General features: G+C 57.4%; 9 protein-coding genes. 2 read left to right on the forward strand and 7 right to left on the reverse strand.

Annotation, left to right across the window (positions count from 1 at the left end; all coding sequences use genetic code 11):
• Positions 1 to 7 precede the first annotated feature (7 nt).
• Positions 8 to 1069, reverse strand: a complete 1062-nt coding sequence (locus BN1139_RS19155; protein WP_005355254.1) for an ABC transporter substrate-binding protein — start codon at positions 1067 to 1069, stop codon at positions 8 to 10.
• A gap of 264 nt (positions 1070 to 1333) precedes the next feature.
• Here BN1139_RS19155 and BN1139_RS19160 point away from each other — a divergent pair, with 264 nt between their 5' ends.
• Complete coding sequence (locus BN1139_RS19160; RefSeq protein ID WP_041202827.1) at positions 1334 to 2098, forward strand: UTRA domain-containing protein; 765 nt, start codon at positions 1334 to 1336, stop codon at positions 2096 to 2098.
• A 40-nt stretch (positions 2099 to 2138) separates the two neighbouring features.
• On the opposite strand, the gene BN1139_RS19165 is transcribed toward BN1139_RS19160, so the two are convergent.
• The gene (locus BN1139_RS19165; protein ID WP_005336490.1) at positions 2139 to 2903 is read right to left on the reverse strand and encodes a helix-turn-helix domain-containing protein; all 765 of its coding nucleotides are present in this window, start codon (positions 2901 to 2903) and stop codon (positions 2139 to 2141) included.
• A 1276-nt stretch (positions 2904 to 4179) separates the two neighbouring features.
• On the opposite strand from BN1139_RS19165, the gene BN1139_RS19170 reads away from it, so the two are divergent.
• A complete protein-coding gene (locus BN1139_RS19170; protein ID WP_005355256.1) occupies positions 4180 to 4806 on the forward strand; it encodes a porin family protein in 627 nt (208 codons plus the stop codon).
• A gap of 86 nt (positions 4807 to 4892) precedes the next feature.
• On the opposite strand, the gene BN1139_RS19175 is transcribed toward BN1139_RS19170, so the two are convergent.
• The 5 genes from BN1139_RS19175 to BN1139_RS19190 all read right to left on the reverse strand — a co-directional run.
• Positions 4893 to 5891 carry a sensor domain-containing diguanylate cyclase gene (locus BN1139_RS19175; protein ID WP_005355257.1) on the reverse strand — a complete coding sequence of 333 codons (999 nt, stop codon included), beginning with the start codon at positions 5889 to 5891 and terminating at the stop codon, positions 4893 to 4895.
• Between the two features lie 266 nt (positions 5892 to 6157).
• Entirely contained in the window at positions 6158 to 6637 is a 480-nt protein-coding gene (locus BN1139_RS19180; protein WP_005355270.1) for a GNAT family N-acetyltransferase, read from the reverse strand.
• 352 nt (positions 6638 to 6989) lie between these two features.
• Positions 6990 to 7874, reverse strand: coding sequence for a hypothetical protein (locus BN1139_RS21180; RefSeq protein WP_005355272.1), 885 nt, complete (start codon positions 7872 to 7874; stop codon positions 6990 to 6992).
• A 95-nt stretch (positions 7875 to 7969) separates the two neighbouring features.
• On the reverse strand, positions 7970 to 10033 hold the full coding sequence (gene recD, locus BN1139_RS19185; protein ID WP_005355280.1) for an exodeoxyribonuclease V subunit alpha: 2064 nt from the start codon (positions 10031 to 10033) through the stop codon (positions 7970 to 7972).
• A partial coding sequence (locus BN1139_RS19190; RefSeq protein ID WP_202904264.1) for a PD-(D/E)XK nuclease family protein occupies positions 10030 to 11171 on the reverse strand: 1142 nt, incomplete at its 5' end. The genes BN1139_RS19190 and recD, both read right to left, overlap by 4 nt.

Raw genomic sequence — 11171 nt, forward strand, 5'->3', positions numbered from 1 at the left:
GATTCCCTTACTGCATGTTGATCATGACGGTTTCTTGCCACTGGCGCGGCAGGGCTTTGGAGCTCTGCTCCCAGGCGGCGTGATCCTGCACCGGCTTGGCATTGGCGTACTGCTCGGCGGGCAGCAGCTTGGCCTTCACATCATCCGGCAGGGTCACGTTGCTGCGGATCGGGCGGGCGTAACCACGGGCCAGGTTGATTTGACCGGCATCGGAGAGGATGTATTCACGGGCCAGTTTGGCGGCGTTGGGGTTCTTGGCCCACTTGTTGATGATGGTGGTGTAACCGGCGATGACGGAGCCGTCGCTCGGGATCACCACATCAAACTTCTTGGGGTCGATCTGGTCGCGGTAGTTCAATGCGTTGAAGTCCCACAGCACACCCACTTCCACCTCGCCCTTCTCGATATTGGCGATGGTCGGATCGTTCAGGGAGAGACGACCCTGCTTGGCCAGCTGGCCGAACAGCTCCAGTGCAGGTTTCAGATTCTTCTCGCTGCCGCCGGTGGCATAGGCCGCCGCCAGCACGCCGTTGTTGGCCTGGGAGGCTACGCCCACGTCACCCAGGGTCACCTTGTAGTCGCCACCCAGCAGGGATTGCCAGCTGGTGGGAGCGGCCTTGACCAGATCCTTGTTGATCAGGAAGGCGATGGTGCCGGTATAGGCCAGCATCCAGTGACCGTCCGCATCTTTGGCCCAGTTGGGAATATCAGCCCAGGTGGAGGGTTTGTAGGGCTGGGTGACCCCCTGCTTGACCGCAACCGGGCCGAAGGCACCACCCACGTCGCCGATATCGGCGGTGGCATTGGCCTTCTCGGCGGCGAACTTGGCGATCTCCTGCGCAGAGCTCATGTCGGTATCCTGATGCTTGATGCCGTAGATGCTGCCCAGCTGCTGCCAGGTATCCTTCCAGTTGGCCCAGCTGTCGGGCATGCCGATGCTGTGGAGCTGGCCTTCGCCACGGGCGGCCTTTTCGAGATCCGCGATATTTTCGGCTGCATAGCTATTTGTGGCAAACAACGGTTGGCTGATGGCCACCATGGCCAGTGCACTTGCGATCACGCTTTTCATCATCCCATCCCTCTGGACTAGGTCAGTTAAGGTTCGAGAGGGATGCTAGAGGGGAATTGTGACGGTGGCGGGGCGCTTTAATGGCAGTTTGATGACAATCGCCCTGTCATGGCGCTGTCATCCACAGCGGTTACAACTCTGAACCCGAGTGAGGCTGGACTATTCCAGTAAGGGATTGGCCAGTCACCCGCCTTCTGAATAAGCAACAGGGACAAGAGTGTGACCGAGCCGAGATTGAGCGAGCAGAGAGTGAACGAACAGAGCATGGCCGATGGCCGCTCCTCCTCCAAGTGCGAACAGATTTGCCAGACCCTGCGCCGCTATATCGGCAGCGGCCAATTGGGGGCCGGGCAGCAGTTGCCCGCCGAACGGGCACTGAGCGAGCGTTTCGCCACCACCCGCATCACCATCAAGGAGGCGCTCTCCAGCCTCGAAGCAGACGGCCTTATCTACCGCGCCGAGCGGCGCGGCTGGTTTGTGGCGCCACCCCGCCTCACCTACGATCCCGCCATCCACACCCACTTTCACCAGTGGATTGGCGAGCAGCAACGCACCGCCGAAACCCGGGTGCTGGCCCACGGTAGCGAGCTGGCCAGCAGTGAGCTCTGCCGCTGGATGGGGCTGGAACCCTTCACTCCACTTTATGAGATCCGCCGCCAGCGGCTGATCGACGGCCGCCCGGTGCTGCATGTCAGCCACCACCTGCTGGCGAACCGCTTTCCCGATATCGCCAGCGCGCCGCTGGCCAGCTCCCTCACCGAGCTCTATCAGCAGCGCTATGGCATAGGCCAGGGCGGGGCGAGTCTCGAGATCACCCCCTCGGCGGCGCGGGGCGCCATCGCCCGCGCCCTCAATCTGGCGGAGGGGAGCGCGGTACTGCGGCTGGTGCGGGTCAATTACGACGAGCGAGGCGGTCTGGTGGATTGCGATATCGAGCACTGGCGGCCGGATGCCATCCGCATTTGTCTGGATACCCGGGCGCTGCAACCGATCGCAGGCAAGCTGCAACAAACCCGGGTCGCCGATTAGACTCCAGCCAACAGAGCGGATCCCGCAGGATCCGCCGGGATCAGTTGTCGATATTGGGGATCATGTCGTCGAAGCTCTGGTAGCCGCAGTCGGCCAGTTGCAGCGACATGGTGTAGGTCTTGGCGTGCTCCTGCTGGCCGATGGCGGGGCGGTTGAGCTTGATCTCCTGATGCCAGTACTCCTTCATCCGATCGATCAGCGCCATCGCCTCCCCCTCGTTGAGGTGCAACTGGCAGAGCGCCATATAGTTGTTCGACTTGTGCATGTTCTCCACCAGATACTCCCCCAGCACCGACATTGCCTGCCGCGCCTGCTGGCGGGCGAAACGACTGTGCTGCTCGAAGCTGATCCGCTCGCTGATCAGGAAGTGGTAACTGTTGTCGATACCGAGCTGCAAAATGCCGAGCTTCTCCAGCTTGCGCAGATAGAGGTAGCAGGAGGCATCGGTCAGGCCGTACTCCCGCTTGAGATCGATCAGCGTCTTGTCGCGCCAGAAGATATTGGCGAGAAAGGCGTAGAGCCCCGGCTCGTTGTGAAACGCCTCATCCTGCTCCTGAGTGAAGACGGCGCGGCGGCTCTGGGCGTCCTGGGTACGATCCAGCAGCTCCTCGAACGAGAGCCCTACCAGATGGCAGATCTCCAGCAGAGTATCGAACGGCAGCGAGGGCTTGTTCATCATCCGTTTCACGGTCGCGATGGAGACACCCATGGCTTCTGCCAGGGTCTGATAGCGGATCCCCTTGTCGGTCAGGGTCTTCTTCAGGGTGTCGAGAATATTGTTGGCCAGGGTCTGGCTGTAGGTCATGCCACTCTTCCTTGTTATCGCACTTTCATTGCATGGTTATGCCGAGTCAGCTTCTGACCTGTTTTTACCTTCAAGGCTCAGATATTGACACCGAAAAAACAGCCTAGAGAAAAAATCGCCTACAACGCCCATCAGGACAGACCAGTTGAACGATGAGGTCGCAAAATCTGACACCAGACAGTGCATATCTTTCAACCCGCAAACATTTTGCTAGTGCTGCATAGAACATCGCGCATAATCGAAACGTATCGAATTCAAGACCCTTCCTGGTTGAGAAATCGATTGTTTGCTTCCAAATTTTTATCTTTTAAACCGTAAGGTTTTTTCTCTTTCCTGGCATTGGGCGGCGCTGATAGCACCGCCCTTTTCTTTTCCCTGAATTCGCAGGTCAGGTCAAGGGCCCCGGCAAGGGGAAGTGTCACCGGCCACCCGCCGCCCAGTGATGCGCCAACCACCACGACCGTTCTGGCAAGGTATCCTAAACGATCATCAATACCGTGTTATTGCCATTCAATATATTTAAATGGCTTGATTGGAAAGCTTCACCAAATATAGCAACGAATATAATCAAGTTATTTAAAACGCCAAAAACCTATCTTTTAAATGGCTTCCATATATAAGACAACAAAATTAATCAACCAGTACTACCAATATTTGCTTATCACTCCCCGCCCCCACCCCAACAACTGCTGCCGGGTGAAGAGAAAAGCCACCCATAAGAACCCACCCACTCATCTGGTGGGCAACATGGCCCACGCAAAAACAGCCTCAAAAGACCACCAAAAGTCACAATGGGAACAATCCCAAACCTAAAAAAGAGCAAAAAACAGGCAAAAAGATAGATTTTTTTCTCACGGTTTCACCTTGTGATGCGTTCAAAAAATCATCGAAAATAACCTGATGCCAATCAGTGACATCTGAGATGCCAATTTTTAGACAACTCATCACGGCTACGCTCGAATGAAAATTTAATACCAATATAAATCAATTACATAGAATCAAAACCGAACTCTCAGCCTGTTATTTGCCTCACCAGTTAATTATTCAAACATCAATAAAGCTAAAACTCTAATAACACCATTTATTAAACAAAATGCCCCTTCTTGCAGCCAGTCATATTTAGAAAAATGGGGAAATCACTCTCTTGTTATTCAGAAATGTGCTGACTATACTGCGCCCCCTCTGTGAAAGCAGAGCAATGACGGAAATATAAAAAGCTTCATGGATTGAGCAATATAAATCACACGCAGTTCACGCAACACAAGGTTATTTATCCATGAACAAGTTTAATAAAATTGCCGCTTTCTCCCTGCTTGCTCTGGCCATGAATGGCGGCGCCCATGCCGAAGGCTGGTATGCAGGTCTGGATCTGACCACCTCCAAGATGGATCTCGATGGTGCTGCCAAAGACGCCTATGACGCCAAAGTGATCGACGACCAGCTCGACGGCGGCAGCCTGATCGTGGGTTACAGCTTCAAACCCTGGCTGGCGGTTGAAGGTGGCTTGCACGCCCAGCAGATGGATCAGCTGACCTGGGTAACCTCCCCGATTGCAAGCGGCTTTGCCGACACCACCATCGAAACCCGCAGCATCAGCCTGGCCGCCAAGCTGAGCCAGCCGCTGGCCTGGGGCTTCAGCGCCTATGCCAAACCGGGTATCGCCTACACCCGCACCGAAGTGGAAGTTGTCGGCAACGCCACCTTCCTCGGTTTCAGCGGTCAGGTAAACGAGAGCGCAACCAAGAGCAAGGTACACCCCAATCTGGAAGTGGGTCTGGACTACGCCTTCAACGACCACTTCTCTGCCGGTATCGGTTACGAGCGCCAGTTCGACGCCCTGAGCCTGGGTGACGAGCACTACTCTCTGGATACCTTCAAGCTGGGTCTGCGCTACCACTTCTAAGCAGCGCCGCATCAGTTAACAATACAAAAGGGCCGCAGGTTTCAAACCTGCGGCCCTTTTTACTGCTCTTCTTTCCGTACCCTGCGTTAGCAGATCTGGTCTTTACCCAGCTGCTTGGCCTGATAGAGCGCCCGATCTGCGCGCACCATCAGGCTCTCCTTCTGCTCATCCTGCTGATACTCCGCCAGCCCGAAGCTCATGGTGGCGGGAGCGTGTGGGCAAATGGGCTCGCTCGCCATCAAGGCCTGAAACTTGCTCGCCACCACCAGCGCATCCTCGCGGCCGGTGTTGGGCAGCAACACCATAAACTCGTCACCGCCCCAGCGGGCCAGCAGATCGATCTCGCGGATATGACGGCGCACCAGCGCCACTATGTTGATCAGGGTCTGATCCCCGGCGTTGTGGCCATAGCTGTCGTTGATCTGCTTGAAGTTGTCCACATCCATGGCGATCACCGTAAACGGCTGATGGAAGCGGCGCGCCCGCTCGCACTCCAGCTGCAACGCCCTCTCCAGCCGATAGCGGCTGGCGGCACCGGTCAGGGCATCGGTCTCTGCCAGCAGACGGTTCTCCTCGGCTTTCTGTTGCAGCGCCTCGTTGAGTCGCACCAGGTCGGCGGTGCGCTCGGCAACCTGCGGCTCCAGCGACTGATTGCGCCGCTCCAGCTGCTCCAGCAACAACTTTCTGGCGTGGATATCGCGATGGGCGCCGATCATCCGCGCCACAGACCCGTCGGGATTGCGCTCAATGATGCGGCCGCAATCCTCAATCCAGAGGTAACTGCCATCCCGGCAGCGGCAACGGTACTCGGCGCGATACTCATGGGCGCTGCCGCTCAGGCAGAGATCGAACTTCGCCATCACAGCCGCCAGATCATCGGGATGGATCACGTTCTCCCAGGTGAAGACGGTATTGCCGAGGGAGTGAGGCTCGTAACCCAGCATCCGGTACCAGCCCGGGTTGCGATAGACAAAACCGGTATTGGCATGCCAATCCCAGATGCCATCGCTGGTCACCTCCAGAATGCCATGCACCACGGCCTCGCTGACATCCGAGATCCTGATCGTGTCACTGTCCTGCACCATAGCAGTTATCCTTGTTCTTCCGCCCCGCGCCACCACGGGGAATCGCGCTGTTGTCGTGAGGCGCTACCTTGGCATATTGCAACAGATCTGTCAGCCAGAACCCCACCGTACCAACGTTTCCGCGGTTATCGGCCACTCACGGCGCAGGCTGAATCAGGGTGGTCATAAGTGTGGCTCAAGCGCGCCCCATTTACCGGATTTAACTCACGATTCAGTCATTTGGGGGATGGGAATAAATGAGGGGATACCCAGAGGCCCCACAGAGGTCACTCGGCCAGAGTCAGCCGATAAAAATCCGTCTCCTGATGTTTCGGATTGGGGCGCAGAAATATCCAGCCGAAGCGCCGGTAATGATTCAAGGCCCGCACATTGGTACGACTCACGGAGAGCATCGCCCATTTACAACCCGCCCCCAGCAACTGCTGACGAATATAGGCCTGCAACACGGCAGCCAAACCGGTGCCACGATATTCGGGGAACAGATAAATCAGCTGCACATAGCCTGTCTCGGGCTCATCGGAAAAGCTGCGAAACTCCAGCTGGCCCACCCGTTGTTCACCCGCCCAGACATGAAGGTAGTGCCATTGCGCTTGCCCCAGCCTTTCGCGGATCCGCTCCCGATAGCCGTCGATAAAGTCGGCAAAACCATCATGGGTATGAAAGCTGCAAAAATAGGCATCCCTGCGCGCCTGCACACAGAACTCGTAATCCCGCTCCAGATCGATAGTTTTAAATTCAAGTCTCAATCAATGACATCCTGTCGTGTGTTGGTTGGATGTAGGGTGTAATAAGCGCAGCGCATTACACCTTTTGGCAGATAAATAGCAGCGGTACAATTCACTTCGTTCTTTGCACCCTACTCGCTCTCACCCTGCCCTCTCCCAGAGGGAGAGGGAATAAAGCGAATATGATCGTCAGCCGTGTAGGTTCAATTAGCGAAGCGTAATCGGACAGCGGTAACAGCATTGCTCCCTTCTCCCGTTTATTAAAAAAGGAGGAGAAGGGTCGGGGATGAGGGGATGGAAAAAAGATAGCACACGGTAAACGTTGGGCTTCGATGCACGAAACAACAACCTACGCGATGAACATGACTCGTGTCTACGAACTAAATCTTATATTACGAACATATTCAGCAAGCTGCTCACCAGAAATATTATCATCAAACAAAAGATCTTCTAAATCACCATCTATTTCTATTGATTCTCGCTGTTCAGAATAATCATCCACATATGAACCTATGTATATATTGGCCAACTCCATTGGTCGTGGATTAATGTCTATATCAATTCTGTCAAACCCATAAGGTTTGATGATCTCATAAATTTCTTTAAGTGCTGCTTTGGGCACATCAGAATTACATGTGATAATTAGATTTTTAGGAGGTCTTTTATCTTTGCTTGTAGACCCGAATATTTCCGTTATAGAATACCCAGCTCGAATAAGTGACTTCAGTATTACCTTATAACCAGGAATCAAATCATTAAGTGCAACTTTAACAATGCTCCTATGGTTCCCACTGCCTATGTTTACAATGGGTTCTTTTATTTCTCCTTCTTTTCTTGGCCGCATGGGAAGTGCATCACTTCTGATGTCATCGCTAGCCAATGAAAAAGATAAATTTTCAACCGCATCTATAAGTACATCTATTTTATCATTATTTACTTGCTTTGCTCTTTCAGCTATCAGAGCAATTTCATCTGCATTTTTATATGTTCCTGTGACTTTTTCAAGATGTTTTGAGTAGTAAGTATCTTCTTGTAGCTCTGCTCTAAACTTAGTTTGTAGAAAAAAGATAAGAACTAAAAATATAGGAACATTTAAAACTGCCGCTATGACTAAAAAACCAGAAACCCACTCCGGCGATTCAATTATCTTAGCCGCACTTAGAAATGAACCATTAATCAAGATCAGCCCAACTAACCAAGCAGCCAATAACTGTATCGGCTTTGTGACTTGATGCGGATTTATTTTTTGTTCGGACATAGTTATTTTCTCAATTGTTGATTATACATATAGGCATTTTCCTATTTGAAAGCGCAATCAAACAGCAGCAAATCCCTTTACCGCCATCCAATCAATCACTCCCCCAACCTCTCCGCCAATCCGGAATAACGCTCGGTCTTTTTCCGCACCGCTTGTGCCAGCAGAGCGCGATCGCCGTAGAGATCGAGGCGGGCCTTGGCGCGGGTGATGCCGGTATAGACCAGCTCGCGGGTCAGCAGCGGGCTGGGGCTGTCGGGCAGCACCAGCACGGTATGGGCAAATTCCGAGCCCTGGGATTTGTGGATGGTCATGGCGTAGACCGTCTCGTGAGGTGGCAGGCGACTGGGCAACAGGGCGCGCAGAGTGCCGTCCGGCTGCTCAAACCATACCTTGAGCCGCCCACTTTCATCGGGCAGGCAGAGCCCCATATCGCCGTTATAGAGGCCGACCCCGTGATCGTTGCGCACCACCATCACCGGGCGACCGGCATACCAGTCGCCATCGCGGGCAATCAGGCCAGCCCGTGACAGGGCCAGTTCGAGGCGCTCGTTAAGCCCCTGCACCCCGAACGGGCCGTCGCGCAGGGCGCAGAGGATCTGGAAGCTGTTGAATGCCTTGAACACGGCGGCGGGCGCTTCCCCCGCGCGGGCCGCCTTCAGATAGCCGCCATAACCGGCCACCCCCTGAGCAATCAGGGCGTCGTAGGCCTCCCCGGCCCAGGGGTGCAGGCTGATATCGGCAAAGCCCATGCCCCAGACTGATTCCACCGCCGTGGCATCGCCGCTGTTGCAGGCGCGCGCCAGCTGGCCGATGCCCGAATGCTGATCAAAGCGCCAGCTCTTGGCCAGCAAACAGAGGCTGTCACGCACTGGTGCCCCTGCGGGCGTGCCCTGCAAGCGGTAGCCGGTCTGGCGGGAGAGCCAGTCCGCCTGCGCCGGGCTGATGCCCTGTTCGATAAAGCTGCAGATATCGCCGAGCACGGCCCCCGCCTCCACCGAGGCGAGCTGATCCTTGTCGCCGAGCAGGATCAGGCGGGCGTGGCTCGGCAGCGCATCGAGCAGGCGCGCCATCATCGGTAGGTCAACCATGGATGCCTCATCCACCACCAGCAAGTCGAGGTGCAACGGGTTGCCCGCGTGGTGGCGGAACTGGCTGCGCCCCGGGATCACCCCGAGCAGCCGGTGCAAGGTGCCCGCTTCGGTGGGGATCGCTTCGACCCACTCGGGGGGCAGATCGAGAGCCTGCAGGGCAGAGCCGATACTCTCGGTGAGGCGCGCCGCCGCCTTGCCGGTGGGAGCCACCAGCCGGATCGCCGGTGCCTTGCCCGCTTGCAGGCCGGTCTCCACCAGAATGGCGAGCAGTTTGGCAACCGTGGTGGTCTTGCCGGTGCCGGGGCCGCCGGAGATCACCGCAAAGGGGCGCGCTGCCGCGGTGGCCGCCGCCAGCTTCTGACCGTTGCAGCAGAGCGCCTCGGGCACCAGCGCATCCAGCTTGCTCAAGTCGCTCGCCGCCTGGGCGCTGGCGAGCAGCGCCTCGATGGCGGGCCAATCCACTTCACTGGGGAACACCAGATCCAGATACTTCTCGATAAAGTGGCGGGCCGAGAAATCGGGGGCTAGGCGGGCCTTGAGCAGCGCCGCGAACACCAACCCGTAGTCGCGGGCAAACAGCCGCGACAGGGCGGGAGCAATCTCCGGCCATTCGGCGCGTTCACTCAAAGCGCGCAGATGGCGGGCTACCCCCAGCTCAAAGTCGTGGTAACGGGTGAGGTAGAGCCGCCCGTGCCACAGCCGCAGCGGCCAGCGCGGGGCAGGCCCCTCATCCTGTTCGGTACCAACCAGGGGGCTGGCCGCAAACAGGGCGGGCCAGCGGGCAGGATCCGCCAGATCCCCCAGCAGATCCCGGCTCTGTTGGGGATCCAGCCCGAACGGCCGCAGTGATCCGGTAGCGAGCATCTCCAGCGGCAGGCAGACATGGCCACGCCCCAGCTCGAAGCAGGTGAGCGCCGCCCCCAGCACCAGCTCGGGGCTGCCGCCAAGGTCGGCCACCAGCCTGGCAAATTGCAGATCCAGCTGGCGGATGCGGCCAGCCAGCGCCAGTGTTTTCAACTGTTCAACCATCATTGCGCTGGTCGCGGTGCTGATCATGGTGCCGCTCATGCCTCTACCTCGTTTAATTCTGCTGATGAAACACCGCCTGAGCGATCACCATTTCTAAACAACTCATCCAGCCCCAGCACCAGTTCACGGCTCGGGCGGGTATGGAAAATGCCCCCCTGCGGCATGCCGCGCAGGAACAGATAGAAAACGCCGCCAAAATGCTGCTCGAAGTCGTAGCCCGGCAGGCGCAGGGTGAGCAGCCGGTGCAGCGCCAGCGAGTAGAGCTGGTATTGCAGGTCGTAGCGGTGCTCGGCCATCGCCCGTTCCAGCGCCGGACGGCTGTAATCGGCGGGGCTCATACCGAGGTGGTTCGATTTGTAGTCGAGCAGATACCAGCGCCCCTGCCACTCGAACACCAGATCGATAAAGCCCTTGAGCATCCCCTGCACGGTGGCAAAGCTGAGCGGCTTGTTGCCCCGCGACAGCGGGTCGTGCTGCTGGCAGAGGGCCGTCAGCGCCGGTGCCGTCACCCGCCCCATGGGCAGGAAGAACTCCAGCTCCACCTGTTTGCGCTCGGGGGCCAGATCCCGCAACCGTACCGGCTCACCAAAGCCGGTATCGAGCGGAGTATCCAGCACCGCTTCGACCTGCTGTTGCAGCACAGGAGCCCAGCTCTCGTCGAAGCCATCCTGCGCCAGCAGGGTGGCGACATGCTCTGCCAGCGGCTCGCCGCCGGCACTTTGAAAGTCGATGGTCTCGAACAGGCTGTGCAGCAAGGTGCCGGGGCGCGCGCCCTTCGGGAAGGTGAAGATGGAGGGTTGTAGCTCGTCCTCTTCGTGTACAACAGCCGCCTCGGCAACGACCTCCACATCGAAGCCGGGATTGGCCAGCACGCCCTTGCTGTGACCGTGGCCCTGCGCCGCCAGCCCAGAGTAGGAGCTGATCCACCAGTCCCGCTCAAGGGAGCCGCTAAAGTGGCGCACCTGCGGCTCGCCCAGCTGCTCCTCCTCTGGCGGCAGCGGGGCCGGACGGGTGAGCGAGGGCTCACCGACGGCTACCCCGGGCAGCGCCTGCGCCAGCTCGGTCAGCGCGGTCGCCAGCGTCTGTGCATCCCCCTCTTCGCCCTTTTGCAGCAGGTAGCCGATGGCGGTGTGGTGCAGGTCGGTCTTCTCCGACTTGCCCGCCCCCGCCCGCACCG

This window comes from Aeromonas veronii bv. veronii (assembly GCF_000820225.1).
Taxonomy (GTDB): Bacteria; Pseudomonadota; Gammaproteobacteria; order Enterobacterales; family Aeromonadaceae; genus Aeromonas; species Aeromonas veronii.